Genomic DNA, 22,963 nt, shown 5'->3' on the forward strand with positions numbered 1-22,963 from the left:
CGCCTTCTTGCCCCACGCGTTCAGCGTCTGAGATGCGCAACCGATCTTCGAGGAAATCGACAGGATCGCCGACCAGCGGCTCCCATGCTGCCCGGCGTGGTCCAGAACCATGCGAACCGCTCGTTCGCGCAGTTCGGGGGAATACTTGTTCGTCGTCTGGCTCATGATGCTCCATCCTACTCAGGAGTTGGAGCCTCCAGAAAACACGGCGCGGTTCAGGGCTGTCCTGTTCGCACCGTCAGAGAGGTCGACCATAGCGGTCTCATAAGGTTCCCCGGTCATGTTCAAGGCGATACGGACGCGGTAACTGGCCGAGGATTTGGGGTAGTCCCAGAGGATGGCCCCCGTCATTTCGCCGCTTCCAGGGCCAGGCGCAGCAAGTCGCGGTCGCCGATATGATTTGCAAGCACCAGGACAAGCCGTGCGGTCAAGGCATCGCTTTGATCCTTGTCCAGCCCTTCATGGGCGGCCAGCAATTCATCATAGAAGCCATCAGGATCAGTAATGTTCGGCGTCAGGATCAATGCCATCCGGTCAATCCTTGCCCAACGCCCGGTCCAGGGCGACCCGGATCGTCCGGGCATCGATACCGGGCCAACGTCCGGCAATGTGTTGATCCGGTCTGATCAAGTAGATGGCCCCGGAATTGCCCCCCAGATAGCGCACGGCAAGCTCCGGCGTGGGATCCGGAATATGGACGAGCCGCAGCTCTGGCATGTCAGGTGGTGTGGACCCGCCCAAGACAAGCAGCACAAAGTCATGGCCCAACAGGTCCAGAAGAAAGCCGTTGCCCACAGGCGCATCGACACAGGCCGCTCCGGGCCGCGTCGCTGCGGGCCCGTCCAGCGCATCGGCGCTGATCAATGGAAGGCCCTGGTAAGTGCAGGGGACAGAGAGACGTCCGGAATTGACCATGGGGCGCGCGAAGGGGTGGCGACCTGCCAGGTTAAGAACCGCATCGCGAAACAACCGGCTCGCTTGCGTCTTGGGGGTCATGAAATCGGTGGCGCGAGAAGAGTTCAGGATGTTTTCATCTGCCCCATGACCGCGTTCCTGGCTATAGCTGTCTAGCAGCGGTTCGCCGGCCAGCCCCTTGATCACGTGGTCCAGTTTCCAGGCCAGGTTTTCGGCATCCTGCACCCCGGAATTCGCGCCCCGCGCCCCAAAGGGAGAGACTTGATGGGCGCTGTCACCTGCAAAGAAGACGCGACCATGGCGGAACTCTTTCATGCGGCGGCATTGGAACGTGTAGATCGAGGTCCAGACAAGTTCATAATCGGGCACTTCGCCGGTCTGGCTGGACAGCATCGCATCCACCCGGGCGCGAATGCGATCTTCCTGCAATTCTTGGTCGCGGTCGATATCCCAGCCAAGCTGAAAATCGATCCGCCAGATATCATCGGGCTGTTTGTGCAGCAGGGCTGATTGACCGCTATCCTTGAAGGGCGGTTCGAACCAAAACCAGCGTTCGGTGGGAAAATCAGCGGTCATGCGCACATCGGCGATCAGGAAGTTATCTTCGAACATGCGACCGTCAAAGCTGAGCCCCATCATGTCACGCATCGCGGAGCGGGCGCCATCGCAGGCGACAAGGTAATCCGCCTCGATCTGGTAGGGGCCGTCCGGTGTGTCGATGTCGAGCGTGACGAAATCCGCATGGGTTTTTAGGCCGATGACCCGATTGCGGCCACGGGTTTCGATGGGGGCCCCTTGGGATTGAACCCTGCGGATCTCGTCCATCAGGAAACGCTCGAAATAAGGCTGTTGCAGGTTGATGAAGGCTGGGTTGCGGTGACCCGCCTCGGGCTGAAGGTCGAACGAAAAGAGCCTGTCATCGCCATGGAAGACCCGGCCCACATTCCAGATCACGCCTTTGTCGATCATCGGTTGTGCTGCGCCCAATCGGTGGGCAATGTCGAGCGTGCGTTTGGCGAAACAGATGGCCTTGCTGCCCAGACCAGCGCCCTCATGGTCATCAAGGACCAGCGCAGGTGTGCCCTTTTTGCCCAGATCAAGGGCAAGCGTCAAGCCCACCGGGCCGCCACCGACGATGACGACGGGATGCCGCACGGGGGTGCCTGTCTGCTCCGGCACCTTTTTGTAAGGGTATAGCGTGAACGCGGTTTTGTAACGAACGGCAACCATCGAGCTCCTCGCTTGTCTTTTTGATCAGCCCTGAAGGGCGGCCCACATGTCCAGATCGCGTGTGTCGGTCCAGATGCGGGGATGGGCGATGCCGCGGGCCTCGTCATAGGCGCGCGAGACATTGAACGGCAGGCAATGCTCATAAATGGCATAGTCGCTGAACTTGGGATCGCAGGTCGTCCGCACTGCCTCCCACGCGTCCTTGAGGGACCCGCCGCGTGCGGCAATCCGGGCTGCCGGGGCATAGGTGCTGTCGACGAAATCCCGCGTGCTTTCAATGGCCCGGTCGACCGCCTGCTTGCCGACAAGGGCTGCACCCCTTCCCGGGGCGATGGCATCGACGTCATAGGATTTGATCCGGTCGAGGGTGTCGCCCCAATCCGCGAAATAGCCATCCCCGCAATAGCAGGCGGAGTGATCCTCGACGATATCGCCGGTGAACATCACATTTTCATCGGGCACATGGATCACGGCGTCACCGGCGGTATGGGCGCGGCCGATCTGGCAGATATCAACGCGGCGCTTGCCCAGATAAACGGTCATGCTGTCGCTAAAGGTCGTGGTGGGATAAGTCAGGCCGGGGATGCTTTCATGGCCTTCGAACAGCCGGGGGAAGCGCTGGAATTCGCTATCCCAGTCTTCTTGCCCGCGTTCTTCGACCATGGCGCGGGCCGCATTGGACATGATGATCTGATCGGCACCATAGGCGCTGGCCCCAAGAACCCGCACGGCATGGTAGTGGGTCAAGACCAGATGGCTGATGGGTTTGTCGGTGACGCTGCGCACCTTTTCGATCACCTTTTGCGCCAGGCGCGGTGTCGCTTGCGCCTCGACCACCATAACGCTGTCATCGCCGATGATGACGCCGGAATTGGGGTCGCCCTCGGCGGTAAAAGCCCAAAGATCGCGCCCGACCTCGTCAAAGGTGATTGTCTTTTCGGTCATGTCGCCTTGCGAGGCGAATGCTTTGGCCATGGAGTTCAGTCCTTTGATCGGCGCCGGAACCTCCGGCAGTGGGCATTGGCTGCGGAGGATATCATGGAAATTGACGCGCGGGTTTGACGGTGCCGGTGCAGCTGCCAAATCCGATCCGGTAGCCGTCGCCGTGTGCCGCGCCATGCAGGGTCAGCGTGTCACCATCCTCGATAAAGGTCCGTGTCTCACCGGTATCCAGGGTCAGGGGCTCCTGGCCGCCCCATGTGAGTTCCAACAGGCTGCCGCGTTCTGATTTTTCCGGGCCCGAGATTGTGCCGGAGCCTATCAGGTCGCCGGTAGTCATGGCGCAGCCTGACGAGGCATGGTGGGCCACCTGTTGTGCGGCAGAATAATACATCTGCTTATAGTTCGTGCGGACGATGGTCGTTGCGGGTTTGCCCGGCGGGGCCATCGTGACGGACAAATCGATGTCATACAGCATTGGCCCCGGCTCCTTGAGATAGGGAAGCAGGTCTTTTTCCCGCGCAGGCGTGGATGTGCGAAACGGCTCAAGCGCTGCTTTGGTCACGATCCACGGGCTGATCGAGGTGGCGAATGCCTTGGCTTGGAACGGGCCCAACGGCTGATACTCCCATGCCTGGATGTCACGCGCCGACCAGTCGTTCAAAAGCACGTAACCAAAGATCATGTCATCGGCTTGCCGGACGGTGACCGGTTGGCCAAGAGGCGTTGTGCCGCCGATGATCGCCCCCATCTCCAGTTCGATATCAAGCCGCGCGCTGGGCCCGAAAGAGGGCATATCCGCACCTGGCGCCTTGATCTGTCCATTGGGGCGGATGATGTCCGTGCCCGACACGACAACGGAAGACGCCCGCCCGTTATAGCCAATGGGGATGTGCAGCCAGTTGGGCGGCAAGGCATTGTCCGGCCCCCGGAACATGGTGCCGACATTGGTGGCGTGGTGTTTGCCCGCGTAGAAATCGGTGAACTCCGAGACACAGACGGGCATCACGAGCTTTGCCCCTTCCAAAGGGTGCAGATAGGTCTTTGCGATCTCGCGCTCCGGTGCTCCGTCATGCAGGAGTTCGATCATTCGGCTGCGAAACGCCGCCCAAATTTCGGGCTCACGGCGCATCAGCCCGGTCCAGTCGCCCAGGCAGGCCACTGGCAGCCCGCCCAGCGCGATGACATCGTCCAACTCGGCTTCATGGGCATCAAACAGGTAATCGCCGATCGCCACGCAACAGCGGGGAAGGTCGTCACCGTCAGGCACATAGGCGCCATAGGGCAGGTTGTTGAGCGGGAAGGGCGTGTTTGGATCGTTCGCACTTTCAACCCAACTTTGCATCAATGGCATTTGATATCTTTCAATATGACGGCCGCCTTACTCCGGGCGCTGGCTAAAAAAGGTGCACCGATGCCAGCGGTCATTTCTTGCCGGGCGTGCCGTCGAATTTCTTTTCCAGATCCGACCAGCAATCGATGTAGTCGTCCTGCAACGGTGCCTCCTTTGCCGCAAAAGCTGTAAGGTGCTGTGGAAACCGCGTCTCGAACATAAAGCTCATGGTTTTGGCCAAGTATTCTGGCCCAAGTGTCGCGTTCGACGCACCCTCAAAGGCGTTCTTGTCTGGGCCATGGGGCAGCATCATGTTGTGCAAGCTCATGCCGCCTGGCACGAAGCCCTTGGGTTTGGCGTCATAGATACCAAAGATGTTGCCCATCAGTTCTGACATGACATTCTTGTGGTACCAAGGCGGACGAAACGTATCTTCGGCCACCATCCAGCGGTTGCGGAACAGGACAAAGTCGATATTGGCCGTGCCTTCTACCCCGGATGGCGCTGTCAGGACTGTAAAGATCGACGGATCCGGGTGATCAAACAGGATCGCACCGACGGGGCAATACGTGCGCAAGTCATACTTGCAAGGAGCGTAATTGCCATGCCAAGCCACGACATCCAGGGGCGAATGCCCGATACTGGTTTCATGGAACTGGCCCGCCCATTTGATCGTGACGGTACTGGGTGCATCGCGATCCTCGAACGCGGCGACTGGCGTCTTGAAGTCCCGCCGATTGGCCATGCAATTCGCGCCGATCGGCCCGCGACCGGGCAGATCGAATTTCTGGCCGTAATTCTCGCACACGAACCCGCGGGCTGGACCCTCCAGCACCTCAACCCTGTACAGCAGCCCGCGCGGCAGAATTGCGATCTCCTGCGGTTCGATGTCGATCACGCCAAGTTCGGTGCAAAACCGCAGACGGCCCTCTTGCGGGACAACCAGCAATTCGCTGTCGGCGGAATAGAAATACGCGTCCACCATGCTTTGCGTCACCAGGTAGACATGGCTCGCCATGCCGATCTGCGTGTTGACGTCGCCAGCCGTGGTCATGGTGCGCATGCCGGTCAGCCAGGTCAGCGGCTGATCGGTGTGGGGTACCGGATCCCACCGGTATTGCCCGAGAGAGATCACGTCGGGGTCAATCAGCGGCGCTGATTTCCAATAGGGCAGATGGGTCTTGGTGAACCTGTGGGTGTGCTTGACCGATGGCCGGATGCGATAACACCAGGTGCGTTCGTTCTGGTGGCTGGGCGCGGTGAAGGCTGTGCCGGACAACTGCTCACCATACAGACCGTAATTCACCTTTTGCGGGCTGTTTCGCCCCTGCGGCAAGGCACCCGGCAGCGCCTCGGTCTCAAAATCGTTGCCAAAGCCGGGCATATACCCGGCATGGGTTTCGGCTGTCTGACCTGCCGGATGCAGGCCGGGTTCCGCTGTCTGTTTGTTCACCGCAACCTCCCTTACTTGGTTACAGAATATTGGTTGATTTTGTAACTAACAACAGATCAAGTTACGTTTGTGACTGATTTTGACCTCAAAGACTTCACCCCCTACCTGCTGACTATCGCAGCGGAGACATCCAGCGCGGTGTTCCAGGCCTATTACAAAGACCGCTATGGGATGTTGCGTACGGAATGGCGGGTCTTCTTTCATCTTGGGCGCTATGGCCCGATGACCGCCAAGGAAATCTGCGACCGCGCGCGGATCCACAAGACCAAGGTCAGCCGGGCCGTCGCCGCATTGGCGGCCAAACGGTACCTGACCCGCAAGGAATTGCCCGAAGACCGCCGACAGGAAATATTGCGCCTAACGAAATCCGGTGAACTTGTGTTCAAGGAGCTTTATCGGGATGCGGCGGATTTCAATGTGCAAATGATGGCCGATTTCACGGTTCAAGAGCAGATGATCTTGCGCAAGTGCCTGATCAAAATAGCTGATCTTGATGCGCCGGAACCGGCACCCACTGACACCGGGTAACGTCATCGTGGCCTGTCCGGTCTCAGGGCGTGCCGTGCGATATTACTCGCTATGCCGAACAGATCCAAAGGCCCGATGCGCTATCATGGTCCCGGTCATGATGTGCCTTGAGACACTTCTTCCAGGTATTCTTCCTCGGTGATGGTGCCATCTTCGCGCTTCGCCTGACCCTGGTCATCGGGATGGAGGAAGGGTTGCAAAGGGTGTATCCGCTTTCATGCCGGGAAGAGCTGTTTGCCCGTGACATCCGGCACATACGGGGAGGATTCGATGCGTTTGTGTTCGTGAATGCAGCGCGCACAATTCTGGAACACGACCGTGACCCCAACATCGACCACCATGTTGCAGCCCGGGAAATGGGCCATCAGATCCGCGTCCTTGGATAACTTTGTGAGCGATACTTGAACTGCGACGCCTATTGCTTCTGAGGGTAGGGGGGCCGGCCCATCTCTTCGATCATCTTGTCGCGGAACACCTCGGCCAGTGTTTTCCATCCGAGGCATTTTCGAGATGTCGCGTTGAGGCGGTCACTGATCAGGCGTTGCCATGCGGGGCCTCCTTCATCGGGTCTCCGTCGCACAGCATGTCCTGTTGTTCCTTGCTGACAAGGGCGCAGGCCGCGATGACGAAACAGCCCCCTTCTACGGCATAAATCATGCTGGCGCCGTTGTTCACCTGGTGGCCCAGCGCGCAGGCCCCGCCTTCATACAGCGCCAGGTTTGGCCACGCGGCGCAGTGGATCTGCTCATTCTGGGCATACATCGCGTATTTCGAAAGCGGTTGCAGATGCGCCCAACAGGATAACTGACCGATCCGACCGATGGCGATATCATTGATCACAAGGTCACTTCCATCCCCCTCACCAAAAACCATGCGTTCGACATGGGTTGGCTTGAGCTTGCGACGGCGCCGGATGATCTCTCCGTCTTGTCCGTAATGCCACTGCGCGATGTAGAGGCTGCCGCCAGCACGTTGGGACAGGCCGAGCGAGACCTAGATATTGTCGTCGCGGGCGGCCTTGACGATGGCCGTATCGTGGTCACTTCCGGCTTCAATCGAATTGTCGAAATAACGACCGACAAATTGCATGCCCCAGGCAACGGGGCCAAGCCAGATATGGTTGGGATAGCCGGGCAACCAGGTTTCGGGGAAGACGACAAATTTGGCTCCCGCCGCGGCGGCCTTTTCGATATGATTTGCGGCGCGAGCAACACCAGCATCGATGTCAGGGAAGGACGGTGCGGCCTGAACAGCAGCAACCTTGAACGGTTGCGTCATGACGTGGCTCCCTGTTGGATTACACGATTGAATTGACAGCAGGTTCCGTCCAATCGTCAGCAGTTGCCTTTGAATACGGGCGGAAAAACTTGTGTTTTTAGGCAAAGCAGGCATTGTTGGGTGAAGTTGAGGTCAGTGGCGATGGATCTCCAAACCCGATATGACACGGACGATATCGCAGTGGCTGACCGTTTTGCCTATTGGCGCGGGTCCATGTGCGACAACTATGTGCAGCTGGGATGAGAGGCCAAAGACAGGCTTCGGTTCCAGGGCTCCATCAACATTGCGCGCCATTCATTGTTGTCGATTTCCTGCGTTTCGGGGCAAGCCCATCAGGTTGAGCGGCGCGAGCGGGATATCCGGTCCGCGTCGCAGGCATTCTATCTGTTGAGCCTTCAGATTGCTGAATCGTCACGTGTTTCGCAATTTGGTCATGACGCCGTTTTGCATCCCGGTGACATGGCGCTGTACTCCAGCAGCGAGCCCTATCGTCTGGATCTGTCCGCCGGTTTTGGGCAGATGGTGGTGCAATTGCCGGCGGAGATGCTGACGGACCGGTTGCCCCAAGCCAGATCACTGACGGCCCACAAGATCAGTGGCCAATCGGGGATCGGGAAACTGGTGCAGGAGACATTGGTTGACTTGATTGCCACGTGTCTGGCGGCGTCGGGTCCTGAGAAATACGCATTGTCCCGTCCTGAACAGCAGGTGATATTGCGCGCAAAGGCGTTCATCCGGGATATCCCCAGCTTGACCGCACGCGCGTGGCAGAGGAGGTGAGCCTGTCGGTGCGGGGGCTTGGTGAGATTTTTCCCAAGGAAGATCAGCCGATTGGTGCCGACATCCGGGAGCGTCGGCTGGAGAGGGTTGCCGCTGATTTGCGCGAGGCGCGGTTTGCCCGCCAATCCATCGGTGAGATTGCCTTTCGATATGGGTTTTCGAACATGCAGAATTTCTTGACCCTGTTTCGAACCCATTTCGAGCGCAGCCCGAGGGATTTTCGCCGGTCGCGCTGAGCGTACGATACGCTATTAGGGGGCAGAAGGATCGTCTGGGGTGGGACGGGGACGACGCTCGTGCTGCGCACATCGCCCCGCCCGCCGTCCCTTTGGCTGTTGCGGGTTTAGCGTGCGTGCGGTGGGCTGGCATCTACGACTTTGAGGATGTGAGCTGGGCAGCTTTTCATCCATGGATCATCCCATGATCAGCCTAGGACTTCGAGATGCGTATCAAAGGTATGTGCTCAACGCCGTGGCGGCATACTCAGATGGATGGTCCCAGCTTTACCGGCGTTTTCTTTGTCGAGGTGCGGTCATTCTAGACTGCCGGAAAGGAACTCCGCAGGGAGAGTGAGGACAACCGGCGTTAATTTGGAAAGCGGTATTTTGAGAACCAGCGACACCAAACTTTTGGCCTGGATTATCGTATTACAGTCCCACCGCGGTGGTCCGACAAATGCGCCATTCGATGCCAGCACTTGCCGCCACATGCTGATGCTGCACGTCAGCCACCAACAGCGTCTCCGGCCATCGGTGGTGCCAAGCGGTGTCCAACTGGTTGCGATGTCGCTGAATACATGACATCGGAAGCCCCGCACTGTTTGAGGCCCTCCAATAACCAACGCGGCAATACAGCTTGCGTGTGGCGGGTTAAGGCGACCTCCTTCGGCCGTCGCGGCCTGGCCGGGGTCGATCGCCGCGTCCACCACCGATGAACTCGGTCGATACCGTTCCTTTGAAACAGCGCGGGAAAAACGGGTAGGTATCGGTTGCGAAATAGACATATCGCCCGTCGCGCATTCCCCCGTTGCATTCATCCAAAGTGCCTGATCCCGTAACAAATTCGTAATCCTGCACATAGGTGCCGTCATGTACGCCACCCGGACCAGACTCGCGCTCTCCGCTTTTCAACTGCCAGGACGGCTGTGCCTCAGCACCGACGTAATGGATCTCGAACCCGTCGGCGGCATAGCCAAACAGCGTATCCTCAAGCTTGTCGACCACCGCAGAGGGGATGCCGTGATAGTGGTACATCCCATCCCCATCGACATGCGCGTTCTGCGCATCCATCCTGAGCCCGCCCATGCCTTCGACATTCCATCCAGATGACCGATCACGTGACCAGCCAAGTTCGGCAGATGGATCGTAGTATTCCGCGGTGCCCGGGCGCAGGGGGATGCCGGTCACCGTGATGCCAGAGATGCGGACGTTGCGCGCAATAGTGCCTGTCAATTCGGGCGTCGCATCCATGCAGAACCGGTGGTCCTGCGGTTCCACGGTGGCCCCGGGTCGCCATGTGCCGACCTCGTGATCGGGCACGCCATCAGATGTGATACAGCGTTGATCCTCCTCCATCGTGATGATCGCGTGCGCATGAACCGCGCCGCTGGTTAAAAGCGTCAGAGCGAGCGTGGTGCCGAATGTTTTCATGATACCCTCAAGATTTCGTATGATAGTGTAACGGGTGTGAAGGGTATTTCCGTCGTTCTTCCAACGCAGGATATTGGTGCGCGTTCCATCGCGCAGGCCCTGCACCGATGTGAATCCGCACGATCTACCATGAGGGAGCGGACAGTCGGCACCCTATCCTTGGAAGGGCATGCCTAGCACCACCGAAAATCGGTCAAGCGGAGGGGCTCTATCGGATCGTTGCTATATCGTGGTTGGTCTTATGCGTTTGGCGCGCTTGGTCACAAGCCAGAGGGAGCCGAGTATCAGCGCCGTCGCGTAGTAGAACTCCATTTGCGGGGCGAGGCCGAACACTGCGACATCGGCGATGATCGCGAAAAGCAGAGCCAGATATTCGAAAGGTGCGAGTTTTGACACCTCTGCCCGCTGCAAAGCCAATGTCATCATGATATGGGCGATGCCGCCGGCCATGCCAGCGCCGATGAGCAAGGCCAGTTGATAGCCATCGGGTCTGATCCAGCCAAAGCTCGCTGTGGCCAAACCGGCCAAGGCGCAGGTGAGTGCGAAGTAGAAGGCAATGGCGCCTGCATTTTCGGTGAGTGCTAGGGACCGGATCTGGATCTTGGCTCCAGCGGTAAAGAGCGCCATGGTCAGCGCCAATGCGGCACCGATCAGGTAGGCGCGGTCGAGATCCACGTCATTGAGTTGCGGGATCACCAGCACCAGAATGCCCAGGAACCCTACGGTGACGGCAAGCCACCGTGCGGGTGGCACGTCTTCGCCCAGTACAAGCCGGGCCAGCACCACGGACACAAGAGGTGCCAGATAGCCGATGATCGTCGCATCAGCGAGCGGCAAATACTTCAGCGATGCGAAGCTGGCAAAAAGGGCTGTGCAACCCAACATGCAGCGCAGGACGTGGGCCATGGGGCGGCGGGTGCGCAAACCTTGGGGAAACTCTCTGGTCCAGATGAGAAATCCGATCAGCGGGATCAAGGCTACGGCGGAGCGGAAAAATACGACCTGTCCCACAGGAACGGTATCTGCCAATAACTTGGCGCAGATCACCATCAGTGTGAAAAAGAACGTGGCGCCGATGCGCAGGGTGATGCCGGATGTGTCCAAGGGTTCACATGGATTGCGGGGCCAGAAGATCGCGCAAACGGTCCCCTGCCAGGTTGATCGCCAAGACCGAGATCAGCACGGTCAACCCGGGAAAAATCATCAGATGCGGGGCGCTTTGCATATAGGGTTTGCCGTCAAGCAGCATGGCACCCCATTCGGACTGGGGGGGCTGCACGCCGAAGCCCAAAAAGCTGAGCCCCGAAATGGCCAGGATCGTCCGCGACCAGCTGTTGGTACCCAGAACCAGGATTGATGGCAGAATGTTGGGCAGGATGTGAACCAGCAGGATCCGCGCCTGGGACAGACCGTTTAGCCGCGCTTGGGTCACGAAATCCTGCTTTGATGTGGTCAGGGCGAGTGTGCGCGCCAAGCGGGTGAATTTCATCCAGCTGACAATCATTAGTGCGATGACCAGATTTACGGTGCTGGGTCCGAAAATGCCAGCCACAGCCACGGCAGCTACCAGTTCGGGAAAGGCAAAGAAGCTGTCGGTCACGCGCATGATGGCAAAGTCTCCGATCCGCCCCGATTGCGCGGCGATGATCCCGATCAGGGTGCCCGTGACCAACCCGAACGCCGTGATGGTCAGGGACAATCCCAAGGACCAAAGCCCGCCATGGAGCAATCGCGTTGCAATATCGCGGCCCAGATGATCGGTGCCCGCCCAATGCTGCGCAGTCGGTGGCGACAGACGGTCGAGGAAGTCAGCGGCTGCGGGATCGTAGGGCGTGAGCCACAAGCCCGCGATGACCGCACCCGCGATGCATGTCACGGCCAGGGACAGACGGCGCAGAAAACGGCGCAGAGCCGCTCTCATGGGCCGTTCCCTTCGGACATGCGCGGATCGCTCAGGCGCTGCACCAACTCCACGCTGGTATTGATCAGCACATAGATCACGGCGAAGAACATGACCAGGAACATCACTAAGGGAAGGTCGCGCGACAGGACCGAGGCCGCGAAGAGTGAGCCGATGCCCGACCGTGCAAAGGTCAGTTCGATGATGATGGCGCCTTCCATCAGACTGGCGAAATCAAGGCCGATCATGGTCAAGGCGGGTGCCATCGCATGGCGCAGCGTGTGCCGATAGAACAGCTCAGATTCCGAATGGCCCCGGAGGCGTAGGGTTTCCATGAAGGGCTGGGCACGCGCGTCGAGGAAGAAACTCCGCAGCAGCCGCGTTTGCGAGGCCATGACCCACAGTGCCAGCGTGAGAGCGGGCAAAACCAAATGCGCCGCGGTTCCGGTACCATAGGCCGGGAGCCATTGCAGATGTACGGCAAAGGCCAGGATCAACAAAAGCGCCAGCCAGAAGCCGGGCATTGCCGCCCCGACCGAGGCAATCACCACCGCTGCGCGATCAATGATGGATCCGGGATAGCGCGCGGCCAGACTGGCAAGAATGAAAGCCCCTGTGAGCCCAAAGACCAACGAGGTTATGGTGAGTGTCACGGTCTCTCCCAAACTTCCCAGGAAAATGGCCCACACACGTTCACCGCTGGAATAGGACACGCCGAAATCCCCGCGCAGCACTTGCCCGAACCAATTCAGGAAATGCAGGTGGAATGGGTCGTCCAGCCGGAATTCGGCACGGATATCGATCAAAATCTGGGGCGGGATTCCCATCGCGTCGGGGTAGCGCGCATGGGCAATGGCTTGGGCCTTGTCTCCCGGGGCGAAATGCGCCAGCGCGAACGTGATCAAGGCGATGCCAAAGATCACCACAAACAACCCGGTCAGACGGATCAGGGCATGTGTCATGCGACCTGGCTCTCGGGTAGGGCCCCAAGATTGCGGGCGGCATCAATCAATGCGCGTGCATAGGCATTGGCGGGGCGGATAAAGAAGGCCTCACGCGTTTGGGAGGCTTCCATATGGCCCTGCCGCAGCAGGATGATGTGATCGGCATAGGTGGCGGCAAATCCCAGATCGTGGGTGACCACCACATAAGCCATGCCGGTTTGACGGCGCAGCTCATCCATCCGGCGCGCGATCTTTTTCTGCACCAACGCGTCGAGTGCGCTGAGCGGCTCGTCAAAGAAGATCAGCCGCGGTTCGGCAATCATAGCCCGAGCGAGGCAGGCCCGTTGCGCTTGACCCATGGACACTTCAGTGGGGAACCGGTCGGCGAATTCGGGCCCAAGCTCTACAGTTTCAAGCGCGGACTTTACCCGTGACAGGCGTTCATCAACGGGCAGGTTCAGCCTGTGCAGGCTTTCGGCGACAGACCGCCCCAGCCTGAACCGCGGATCCAGCGCAGCCAGTGGATCTTGCATCACCCACCGCGTGTTGGGAAGCCCGACCATATCGGGCAAGGCGCCCTTCAGGTCCAACCCGATGGGATCAAAGCGGAAATGGTCACATGTGCCGGGCATCAACCCTTGCAGGGCTTTGATCACAGTGGATTTTCCCGCGCCGCTTTCGCCGATGATGCACAGCATCTGACCGGGCTGCACGGTCAGGGACACGCCTTGAACCAGGGTCTTGCCCTGGGTTCGAACCGTTAGATTATCGACCGACAGCATGTGTTTACTCCGCCACCAGCGGCAGCCGCGGGGCGCGGGCCCAATGACGATGGGACACCAGGTCTTGCGTGGCTGCATGAGTGGGGTTTGCAAGGATCTGGTCCGTGGGGCCCGCCTCTACCACGCGCCCCGCCTCCATGATGGCCACGTCGTTGGAAAAGCGCGACGCCATGGCCAGATCATGCGTCACCATCATCACGGAAATTCCTGCGGCTGAGGTGATGCGCTGAACCTCCGACAGCACTTGCGCGGCGATGATGGGGTCAAGCGCTGATGTCGGTTCATCCAGCACCAAAAGTTTTGGCGTGTCGATCAATGCCATGGCCAAGAGCAGCCGCTGCTGCATCCCGCGGCTCCATTGATGGGGCCATTGGTTGGCCGGGCCGGGGAGGCCCAGCGCATTGAACAGCGCGGTGTGCTGGTCTGTCTGGCCCGCAGAGCCCAATTTCAACCGTGCCAGCTGCGCCCATTGCCACCCCAAGCGTCGCAGTGGGTCCAGCCCATGGGCCGGGCTTTGCGGAACAAGCGAAATGTCCGCCGGGCGACCGGGGGCAGGTTTCGTCAGATCACGCGCCACCCCATCAAAGGTCATAACCCCGGATGTGGGACATGCCGGACGGCGCAGCCCCAGGATCATCCGCAAAAGGGTGGATTTTCCCGCTCCGGAACTGCCCACCACCGCCAACCATCCCGCTGATTTGACGGACAAGTTGACGTCTCGCAAGACAACCTTGCCGCCAACGCGGGCGGACAGGCCGTTCAATGTCAGGACAGCGGCAGCCTCAGCGGGCAATTGTCAACTCCGGCGAGGCGAGATAGGTTTCGGATGGGTGGATGCGAAAACCTTCGATTTTGCCATTACCGACAGACACTTGGGTCTTATGAAACAGCGGGATCAGAGGCAGGTCACGGTTCAGAATGGCCTGTACCTCGGCATAGATCGGCTTGCGCTCGGCGTTGTCAAACAGGGTCCGACCTTTCTCCAACAGTTCGTCAAGCTCCGCGTTTTGATACCCGCCGACATTATAACTACCGCCTGTGGCCGCCAGCGTGCTTGGGAAGTAGTCGGGATCGCCCTGGGGCGCGGTGCCCCAGGCCTGCAGGTGAATGTCGATCTCACCAGCCTGGAGCGCATCATTGTTTGCATTCCATTCGCCCATCGCGATCTCGGCCCCGATACCGATCTGGCTGAGCATCGCCTGCGAAATCTCCAGCGTTGGGCGCAAGGCTGGACGACCTTCGTAGCTGCGAATTTTCAGTATTACATCTTCGCCGTTCAACTCGCGGATGCCGTTGCCGTCGCTATCCACGATGCCTGCTGTGTCCAAAATCGCCTGGGCCTCGGTCGGGTCGTAGGGCAACGTGAGGTCGGCGTTCACCCAACTTTCCATATTGGTCGGGAAAACCGTTTGGGCCGCATCACCGCCGACACCGGCCAGCGCCGCTTCGACGATCGTGTCCCGGTCGAGGCCCAGTGAGATGGCCTGACGCAGCGCCGGTTCGGCCAAAGGTCCGCCATTGACCCGTGCCTGCATGAAGTAGAGGCGGGTGGTGGGCACGGCGAAGAGTTGACTTTCCCCGGCCTCTTGCAGCTTGGCAAATTCCGGTTCCGGGTAATGTGTGACCAGATCCACATCGCCTGCTTGCAAGGCCAGTGCGGCCACGGATGCGTCGGGAATGGTGTCAAAGACCAACCGATCCAGTTTTGGCGTGCCGCCCCAATAGTCCGCGAAGCCACGGGCGGCATAGGTTTTGTCGGTTTGCGCCATTTCAAACACGAACGGCCCGGTGCCGATTAGGGGAAATGCGTCTGTGCCGTCTTTCATTACCGCGGCGGCAGGTTCGGTGAGCGACCACAAGAACGCCGAATTTGGCGCGGTGGTCGTGAAGACCAGGGTTGTCTCACTGGTAACGTCGATACTCTCCAACCCCAACAGCTTGGACAAGCGCGGGTTGTGACCGGGGTGCCCTTCGACATCGAACTTCTCGAACGATGCCTTGACCGATTGCGCGGTCATCGGGGTGCCATCGTGGAACAGCACACCTTCGCGTAAGGTCACCTTCCACTGTGTGGGCGACAGGTTTTCATAGGCAACCGCCAATCGCGGCTGCATGCTCATGTCATAGCCCAGTCCGATTAGCGTCTCGGACACCCCCGCGCGGTTGGCAAGCCAGCCGTTCTGGCGTGCCCGCGGATCGGGTACATCGCTGGTCGGTCCGAACCCCGATGCAATGACCATTTCCACGTCTTCGGCCAACGTCATGGTTCCAACAAGTGACGTGATTGTTGCCAGAACAAGGGTGAGCGCGGAGCGCGTCCAACGGGCGACGGAGCTAGAGGGCATGGGATTCTCACCAGTTCATATTCAGTTATGCCCTCGGTTTAGGTGTTATATTATAACGCAACAAGACCTGATTAACCTTTGTGAGCGATGCGCCACTTCGAACGTGTTTACTGGCCCTCCGTATGACCGTAGGCCGGGGAAAAATCCACGACTACGCCTGATAGGCCAGTGTCCGTCGACCTTGCTTGACGACCCTTGTGGCGCGATCTGATCAGCTGATGGTGTTTGAGATGGGACGGGGACGACGCTCGTGCGCCGGAATCTGTTTGAGCAGGTCGGGTAACACCGGCGCATCGCCGATGTGGCTACCTGTGATCTCCACGGCCCGAACCTCCAGCGTTTCCTCATCAATCCCCAGATGGATCTTGCGCCAGACGCGCCGTTTCGGGCCGCCATGCTTGCGTGTGTGCCACTCGCCTTCGCCCTCAACCTTGATCCCAGTGCTGTCGATCAGCAGGTGCAGCGGCCCCTTGGACCCGCGATACGGTATGTTCACAGCCAGGGTCTTCTGGCGGCGGGACAGGGTGCTGAAGTCAGGCACCGTCCAGTCGAGGCCAACCAGCTGCAGCAGGCTCTCGACGAAGCCGGTCGTCTGCCTGAGCGCCATGCCGAATATCACCTTCATCAAAAGGCACATCTGGATGGCGGCATCGCTATAGGTCTGCTGGCGGCCACGCCTGCCTGTCGGCGAGGCATCCCAGCTCATCTCGGGGTCGAACCAGATCGTCAGCGAGCCACGGCGCTTGAGCGCTTCGTTATAGGCCGGCCAGTTCCTGGTCCTGTAGATCGGGGGGGTAGGTCTGCTCATGCAGCCCAGCTACCACGCTGGATTCACGTGATGAATCCTCCATAGGATTTGTGCAACAGAGCCTAACGAAGGCTTAACATAATTGCCATGGGAATCTTGCTACGAGATAGTTGAGAATGCAGCTGAAGCCCTTGGAATAGAGATTGATAGAGATACTGTTATTCGTATCGCGCGGATTAGTGACGGGTTCCCTCATTATGTGCATTTTATTTCGGAGAAGTTATTCTGGCGTGTCTTCGAAGCCAAAAATGGCGGTAAAGTGACCCCACATCTATTTGAGCAAGCCATGAATGACGCCTCTGAAGCTTACGAGGTCATATGATTTGGCAACACAAAAATATCAAGAGTAACCGCCCGGTTTGGGCCACCTTGTAGTTTTAGGCGTCTTTGATCTCAGCGGTTTGCTTCAAGGGCTTCCAGTTCCAAGGGAGGAGTTGGTGGAGCTGTTTGTTGGGATGGTCGTGGATGCGGGTAAAGATGTCGGCGAGACAGGCTTGTGGGTCTAGGCCGTTCAACTTGGCGGTCTCAATGATGGTCATGGCGCGGGCGAGGGTTTCCCCGCCGGTGTCTGAGCCCGCAAAAAGCCAATTGCGTCTGCCGACACCGATGGGTCTGAGGCCGCGCTCTGCCGCGTTGTTGTCGATGGCAATGCGGCCGTCTTCGAGGAACAGGGTGAAGGCGGGCTAGCGGCTGAGGCCGTAGCGGAAGGCTTTTGCCAGGTCGCTTTTGCCGGGGATGCGGGTGAGTTGGGCTTCGGCCCAGGTGCGGAACGCCTCGACCAAGGGCTTGGTGCGTTCCTGGCGAACGGCGCAGCGGGTCTCAGCGGACAGGCCGGTGATCTCGCATTCGGTGTCGTAGAACTTGCCGATCCAGTCCAACGCCTCGCGGGCGATCTCGGATTTGGTGGCGGTCCAGACGTCGTGAAAATCGCGCCGCAGATGGGCCCAGCAGGCCGCCTCGCGGAACTGCGCCTCCCCGCCCAGATCGGTGGCGTAGAGCTTGGCATAGCCTTTGTAGGCGTCGGCCTGGAGAATGCCGCCGGTTTTGCTGAGATGATCGAGGACGTGCTTTTCCTTCCAGTCCGGGGCGAAGCGGTAGACGGCGCCGGGTGGGGCCTGGCCTGCCCATGGCCTTTGATCGCGGACATAGGTCCAGATACGGCCCTTCTTGACGCCTTTTCCCAGGCCCTTGTCCTTCTTGGAACGGTCGAGCACCCGGATGGTGTCTCGTCAGCGTGGAGCAGATTGCTGCCCAGGATGTCCGCCTCGATCAACTCGATCACAGGAGCCAAGGTCTTCATTCCGGCGCTGCACCAATCGACCATGGTGGTGTCCGGGATATCGGCCCCCATGCGGGCGAAGATCTCGTTCTGGCGATAAAGCGGAACGTGATCGTCGAACTTGGCGGTCAGGATGTGCGCGAGGAGACCGGGGCCAACCATGCTCCGGGGGATCGGTCGGTTTGGTGCGGGTTCCTGGACCATCTTCTCGCAACGTCGGCAGGACTTCTTGATCCGGCCGATCTCGATCACTTTGAGCTTGGCAGCGATCAGGTCGAGCAGTTCGCTGACGTCCTCACCGACCACCCGTAGCTCACCCCCACAGTCCGGGCAGGCATCGCCGGGATCGAGCTCGCGCCGTTCCCGAGGGGTCCCGTCCGCGACACGGGGCTTTGGTTGATCGGCTTCGGTGGCGTCCGAGTTCTCTTCTTCGGAGTCTTCGTCCAGCGCCGTGTCACGGGCCTCGACGATGGCGATCTGAAGATCCTCAAGGGCTAGTTCGAGTTACTCAATCTCGCGTTCGATCTTTTCCGAGCTGGCCCCGAAAGCCTGCTTCTGGAGCTTGGCGATGCGGACCCGAAGCGATTGGACCAGCAGATCATGGGCTCCGAGCGTGGCCGACCTTTTGTCGTTGTCGGCCTGCAGTGCGGCGATCATCGCCTTCAAGACAGCCGGATCGTTGGGGAGATCAAGGGCGTCGGTGGACATGGCCATGTCTACCACAGCAAGGTCAGGCAGGCCATAAAAATAAGCTAAATCAGTCATGTAATCATCCAACCCGAGCTGGTGGCGCGCCCCAGTCCGGGTGCCGCCAGTCAATGCCCTCCCAGAGCATCGCAAGTTGTGCCGGGGTTAGTCGGACCGCGCCATCCTTCACAGAAGGCCAAGGAAATCGCCCTTGCTCCAGCACCTTGTAGAAGAGGCGAACCCTTGCCCGCCCCAATACAAGAGCTTGATCCGATCCCCGCGCCGCCCTCGAAAGGCGAAGACGGCCCCGCTCGTCGGCCGCTGCCGCAGAACGTCCTGGGCAATGGCCGACAGCCCAGCGATCCCTTTGCGCATATCCGTGAGACCGCAAGCGAGATATACCCGGACGCCCGTACCTGGCCCGATCACGCGGTCACTACAAGCCGGATCAGCCGTGCCAGATCCCGGTCATCCACGCCCCCGCGACACCGCAGGCTGCGTCCATTCGGAAAGCCGATCTCGACCTCGGCTGGCACGGTCGCAGTCGCGTTTGGCTCCGGCCCATCCAAAGCCAAGAAAACAGACCCATCCGGCGCCGGCAAAAGGCCCTTCTCCCGCATCTGCCGCCGCCACTGATAAGTATGCTGCCGCGTCAGATCGTAAGTCCGCGCCACATCGGCCACCGTCGCCCCCGCGACACCCACTTTCATCAAAATCGCCAGCTTCTCCTCGTCCGACCAACGCCGCCGACGCTCAACGCCAAAGATCACCTCATGTCGCAAGATCTGCCCCCGCCGATACGACGTCATTAAACACCTCAATAACGACGGATCATAAGATCTTACCCCGACCCACGGCAGGCGATACAAATCGGGCGATTACTATCAAGATGATCATGAATTCGTTCTCTGGGCAGTAGCTGATGGACATGAACTAAGACGACGAAGTTCAGACATCTTCGGTTCTTATGAAAGAATAATGGAAATACTTCCCGAAAAGGTGTTGGATCGTACAAAGTTCAATCAACGAATAAACAGCCTAAAGAAAGCTACACATGCAAGCATTCTGACCGGAACTAGGCAAGTTTGGTATGAGTTTAATGAGATTATAGTGCGAGGATACCTCCGGCTCCGAGCGAAGCAAGCAGGTATTGAACTAGAAGTAGATCATCCTGCTGTTGCCAGTCGTCTCAATCGTGAGTGATTTCCTCCAGGTCGGGCGATGCCCTTGGTGCTTCTTTGCGACGGATAGCTATCGGCGGGGTGAGGTGGGTTGGAAAACCGACCCTACCTGGCTTTTTGGTGCATTTGAGAGGTATGGTGGGGTGAACCCCGCCCTACTCGATGGCATAGGTGAAGGTGTCGTCGGCGGTATCGATGGTGACGGCGGTGATCTCTTCTCCGGCCATGGCTTTTGTGAGGATGGCGCGGGAGAGGTCGGGGAGGATGGAGTTGGTGATGATGTTGTCGATCATGCGGCCGCCTGAGTCCGGGTCTTGGCATTGGGCGACGATGTGGTCGGTCACGGCGTCGGAATAGGTCATCTCGGCACCGTGATTGGTTTTGACTCGTTTGACAATGCTGCCGAGTTTCAGTTTGGTGATCATGGCCAGCACCTCGGAGGACAGTGGATAGTAGGGAATCGTCACGATGCGGCCCAGGAGGGCGGGGGGGAAGACCTCCAGCAGCGCGGGGCGCAGGGTCTCGGCCAGGGCCTCGGGGTCGGGGCGGGCAGCACCCCGGGCGGTCATGTCCATGATGACATTGGTGCCCGCGTTGGAGGTGAGCAGGATCAGGCAGTTCTTGAAGTCGATCTCGCGGCCTGAGCCGTCTTCCATGCGGCCCTTGTCAAAGACCTGGAAGAAGAGCTCGTGGACGTCCGGATGGGCCTTTTCGACCTCATCGAGGAGGACGACGGAATAGGGTTTGCGGCGGACAGCCTCGGTGAGCCTGCCGCCTTCGCCGTAGCCCACATAGCCCGGGGGCGCGCCTTTGAGGAGGCTGACTGTGTGGGCCTCCTGGAATTCGGACATGTTGATGGTGATGACGTTTTGTTCGCCGCCGTAGATGGCCTCGGCGAGCGCCAGGGCGGTTTCGGTTTTGCCGACACCGGAGGGGCCGGCGAGCATGAAGACGCCGATGGGTTTGTCGGGGTTGTCGAGTTTGGCGCGGTTGGTCTCGATCCGTTTGGCGATCATCTTGAGGCCGTGATCCTGGCCCACCACGCGTTCCTGGAGGCGGTCTACCAGGGTGAGGATGGCTTGAACCTCGTCGGTGACCATGCGACCGACGGGGATGCCGGTCCAGTCGCCGACGACAGAGGCCACGGCCTGGGCGTCGACATGGGCGTAGATCATGCGGTCATCGGGGTCGCGGGCTTCGAGTTCCTGGACCTTGGTGGCGAGGGCTGCGCGTAGGGCTGCGGCGTCTTCGTAGGTGAGGGGTGCGTGGTTTGGGTCGGTGGTGGGGGCGGCCTCCTCAGGGGCCCCTTGGGCCGCTTCGTCGGCCGCGTCGGCATTTGCCTCCGGCCCGGTGTCGGAGGGTTGATCGTCAACGGGGAGCGTGGCGGGGGTGTCGCCGGTGAGTTGGGCGCGCAGGTCGAGGATGTCGGCCACGACCTGCTTTTCGGTTTGGTACTTGGCGTCATGTTCGGCGAGGTGGGCCTCGGCTGTGGTGAGTTCCTCGCGGATCTCGGCGATGCGGTCTTCGTTGACCTCGCCCAGGTCGGCCTGGCGTTCCTTGGCGCCCAGTTCGGCGGTGAGGCTGGCGATCTGGGCCTGGATGTCGGCGATGGCGGCGGGGGTCGTGGACTGGCTGATGGCGACGCGGGCGGCAGCGGTGTCGAGCAGGCTGACAGCCTTGTCGGGGAGCTGGCGGGCTGGGATGTAGCGGTGGGAGAGCTGGACGGCGGCAACGATCGCCTCGTCCGAGATGCGGACCTGGTGGTGGGCTTCCATGGGGGTCATGATGCCGCGGAGCATGTAGCAGCAGCGGTCGATATCGGGTTCATCCACGCTGATGGGCTGGAAGCGGCGGGTCAGGGCGGGGTCTTTCTCAAAATATTTCTGGTATTCCATCCATGTGGTCGCGGTGACCGTGCGCAGCGTGCCGCGGGCGAGGGCGGGCTTCATGAGGTTGGCGGCATCTCCCGTGCCGGCCGCGCCGCCTGCGCCGATGAGGGTGTGGGCCTCGTCCACGAAAAGAATGATAGGCGTGGGGGAGCCCTGAACCTCGTCAATGACCTGGCGGAGGCGCTGTTCGAACTCACCTTTCATGGAGGCGCCGGCCTGCATGAGGCCAATGTCCAGGCTGAGGAGGCGGACGCCGCGCAGCTGCGGGGGCACGTCGCCGGAGGCCAGGCGTTGCGCGAAACCTTCGACGACGGCGGTTTTGCCGACACCGGCCTCGCCCGTCAGGATCGGGTTGTTCTGGCGGCGCCGCATCAGGATATCGATGATCTGGCGGATTTCCTCGTCGCGGCCGACGATGGGGTCCATCTCGCCCGATTGGGCCTGGGCGGTCATGTCGATGCAGAACCGGTCCAGCGCGGTGGTGCCGGTTTTGGTCGCGGGCGCGCCATCGGCGGCAGGGGCACCGCCCATGCCTGCACCATCCATGGACCCCATGTCTTCTTCTTCGGAGAGCTTCCAGGCGCCGCGGGCATCGTTGGCGACCGTGGTGGGATCGAGGCCTGCGAGGGTTTTTGAAATGGAGCCCAAAGCGGGGTTGAGCCGGTCGTCCTTGAGCAAGGCCACAAGCATATGGCCCGTGCGGATGGAGGGCTCCCCGAACAGGAGCGTGGCGTAGTGCCAGCCGCGGTCAAGCATGTCGATGATGTGGGAGGAAAATCCCGGCATCTCGGTCACGTTTTTCTTGAACGTATCGATGGCGGCCTGCACCTCCATCATCACCTTGGCGCGGTCGATGCCGTAATGTTGGAGCGCCACGGTGATGTCGGAGCGGTCATTCATCAGCATGTGGAGTAACCAATGGCTGAGCTCGACATTGCGGTTGCCTTCGTTCTTGGCGTGGCGCAGGGCCTTCATGAAGGCGTCATAGCCGGTGCGATTCAATTTCCCGGCGACCGTTTCGAGGCTGATATCTGACATGTTGG

Annotated in this window: 18 protein-coding genes and 7 pseudogenes; 3 read left to right on the top strand and 22 right to left on the bottom strand. The window is 59.9% G+C overall.

What is annotated here, in order from left to right; genetic code table 11:
• The 7 genes and pseudogenes from IU397_RS23325 to hmgA all read right to left on the bottom strand — a co-directional run.
• Positions 1-165, bottom strand: a pseudogene (locus IU397_RS23325) (IS3 family transposase); the annotation flags it as partial.
• A gap of 15 nt (positions 166-180) precedes the next feature.
• Positions 181-351 (bottom strand): hypothetical protein, encoded by a 171-nt coding sequence (locus tag IU397_RS14520; protein ID WP_204415011.1) that lies wholly within the window; start codon positions 349-351, stop codon positions 181-183.
• Positions 348-530 (bottom strand): DUF2783 domain-containing protein, encoded by a 183-nt coding sequence (locus IU397_RS14525; RefSeq protein ID WP_204415013.1) that lies wholly within the window; start codon positions 528-530, stop codon positions 348-350. Before IU397_RS14525 ends, IU397_RS14520 begins: the two co-directional genes overlap by 4 nt.
• 4 nt (positions 531-534) lie before the next feature.
• Positions 535-2,145, bottom strand: coding sequence for an FAD-dependent oxidoreductase (locus IU397_RS14530; RefSeq protein WP_204415015.1), 1,611 nt, complete (start codon positions 2,143-2,145; stop codon positions 535-537).
• Positions 2,146-2,169: 24 nt separating this feature from the next.
• Entirely contained in the window at positions 2,170-3,120 is a 951-nt protein-coding gene (locus IU397_RS14535) for an MBL fold metallo-hydrolase (RefSeq protein ID WP_204415017.1), read from the bottom strand.
• Between the two features lie 61 nt (positions 3,121-3,181).
• Positions 3,182-4,438 (bottom strand): fumarylacetoacetase, encoded by a 1,257-nt coding sequence (gene fahA / locus IU397_RS14540; protein WP_204415019.1) that lies wholly within the window; start codon positions 4,436-4,438, stop codon positions 3,182-3,184.
• Between the two features lie 70 nt (positions 4,439-4,508).
• Positions 4,509-5,801 carry a homogentisate 1,2-dioxygenase gene (gene hmgA, locus IU397_RS14545; RefSeq protein WP_204415322.1) on the bottom strand — a complete coding sequence of 431 codons (1,293 nt, stop codon included), beginning with the start codon at positions 5,799-5,801 and terminating at the stop codon, positions 4,509-4,511.
• Between the two features lie 138 nt (positions 5,802-5,939).
• Between hmgA and IU397_RS14550 the strand changes: the two genes are divergently transcribed.
• Positions 5,940-6,398, top strand: coding sequence for a MarR family transcriptional regulator (locus tag IU397_RS14550; RefSeq protein ID WP_204415027.1), 459 nt, complete (start codon positions 5,940-5,942; stop codon positions 6,396-6,398).
• Positions 6,399-6,613: 215 nt separating this feature from the next.
• Here IU397_RS14550 and IU397_RS14555 read toward each other — a convergent pair whose 3' ends face one another.
• The 3 genes and pseudogenes from IU397_RS14555 to IU397_RS23330 form a co-directional block, all read right to left on the bottom strand.
• Entirely contained in the window at positions 6,614-6,763 is a 150-nt protein-coding gene (locus IU397_RS14555) for a hypothetical protein (protein WP_204415029.1), read from the bottom strand.
• Between the two features lie 50 nt (positions 6,764-6,813).
• A pseudogene (locus IU397_RS23935) lies at positions 6,814-6,939 on the bottom strand (integrase); the annotation flags it as partial.
• Positions 6,933-7,790, bottom strand: a pseudogene (locus IU397_RS23330) (carbon-nitrogen hydrolase family protein). The pseudogenes IU397_RS23935 and IU397_RS23330, both read right to left, overlap by 7 nt.
• A 150-nt stretch (positions 7,791-7,940) precedes the next feature.
• Between IU397_RS23330 and IU397_RS14570 the strand changes: the two are divergent.
• Positions 7,941-8,456, top strand: a pseudogene (locus tag IU397_RS14570) (hypothetical protein); the annotation flags it as partial.
• A complete protein-coding gene (locus IU397_RS14575) occupies positions 8,441-8,692 on the top strand; it encodes a helix-turn-helix domain-containing protein (RefSeq protein WP_204415033.1) in 252 nt (83 codons plus the stop codon). The pseudogene IU397_RS14570 and the gene IU397_RS14575, both read left to right, overlap by 16 nt.
• 633 nt (positions 8,693-9,325) lie before the next feature.
• Here the strand turns inward: IU397_RS14575 and IU397_RS14580 are convergent.
• From IU397_RS14580 to tssH, 12 genes and pseudogenes are all read right to left on the bottom strand, one after another.
• Positions 9,326-10,105: a YHYH protein gene (locus IU397_RS14580; RefSeq protein WP_204415035.1), complete on the bottom strand. Its 780-nt coding sequence runs from the start codon at positions 10,103-10,105 to the stop codon at positions 9,326-9,328.
• A 222-nt stretch (positions 10,106-10,327) separates the two neighbouring features.
• Positions 10,328-11,209: a DMT family transporter gene (locus IU397_RS14585; protein WP_204415037.1), complete on the bottom strand. Its 882-nt coding sequence runs from the start codon at positions 11,207-11,209 to the stop codon at positions 10,328-10,330.
• A gap of 4 nt (positions 11,210-11,213) precedes the next feature.
• Positions 11,214-12,026, bottom strand: a complete 813-nt coding sequence (locus IU397_RS14590; protein WP_204415039.1) for an ABC transporter permease — start codon at positions 12,024-12,026, stop codon at positions 11,214-11,216.
• Positions 12,023-12,967: an ABC transporter permease gene (locus tag IU397_RS14595; protein ID WP_204415041.1), complete on the bottom strand. Its 945-nt coding sequence runs from the start codon at positions 12,965-12,967 to the stop codon at positions 12,023-12,025. Before IU397_RS14595 ends, IU397_RS14590 begins: the two co-directional genes overlap by 4 nt.
• Complete coding sequence (locus IU397_RS14600; protein ID WP_204415043.1) at positions 12,964-13,731, bottom strand: ABC transporter ATP-binding protein; 768 nt, start codon at positions 13,729-13,731, stop codon at positions 12,964-12,966. The genes IU397_RS14595 and IU397_RS14600 overlap by 4 nt, the downstream gene beginning before the upstream one ends.
• Before the next feature lie 4 nt (positions 13,732-13,735).
• On the bottom strand, positions 13,736-14,524 hold the full coding sequence (locus IU397_RS14605) for an ATP-binding cassette domain-containing protein (RefSeq protein ID WP_239479822.1): 789 nt from the start codon (positions 14,522-14,524) through the stop codon (positions 13,736-13,738).
• Entirely contained in the window at positions 14,514-16,076 is a 1,563-nt protein-coding gene (locus IU397_RS14610) for an ABC transporter substrate-binding protein (RefSeq protein WP_204415045.1), read from the bottom strand. Before IU397_RS14610 ends, IU397_RS14605 begins: the two co-directional genes overlap by 11 nt.
• 253 nt (positions 16,077-16,329) lie before the next feature.
• Positions 16,330-16,884: pseudogene (locus IU397_RS14615) on the bottom strand (IS5 family transposase); the annotation flags it as partial.
• 377 nt (positions 16,885-17,261) lie between these two features.
• A pseudogene (locus IU397_RS14620) lies at positions 17,262-18,871 on the bottom strand (IS66 family transposase).
• Positions 18,872-18,977: 106 nt separating this feature from the next.
• Positions 18,978-19,279 (bottom strand): annotated as a pseudogene (tnpB, locus tag IU397_RS14625) (IS66 family insertion sequence element accessory protein TnpB); the annotation flags it as partial.
• Positions 19,276-19,659 carry a transposase gene (locus IU397_RS14630; RefSeq protein WP_204415053.1) on the bottom strand — a complete coding sequence of 128 codons (384 nt, stop codon included), beginning with the start codon at positions 19,657-19,659 and terminating at the stop codon, positions 19,276-19,278. The pseudogene tnpB and the gene IU397_RS14630, both read right to left, overlap by 4 nt.
• A 527-nt stretch (positions 19,660-20,186) precedes the next feature.
• The gene (gene tssH / locus IU397_RS14635) at positions 20,187-22,958 is read right to left on the bottom strand and encodes a type VI secretion system ATPase TssH (protein WP_204415062.1); all 2,772 of its coding nucleotides are present in this window, start codon (positions 22,956-22,958) and stop codon (positions 20,187-20,189) included.
• Positions 22,959-22,963: the final 5 nt, after the last annotated feature.

Origin of the sequence: Actibacterium sp. 188UL27-1 (assembly GCF_016901225.1) — a bacterium.
GTDB lineage: Bacteria > Pseudomonadota > Alphaproteobacteria > Rhodobacterales > Rhodobacteraceae > 188UL27-1.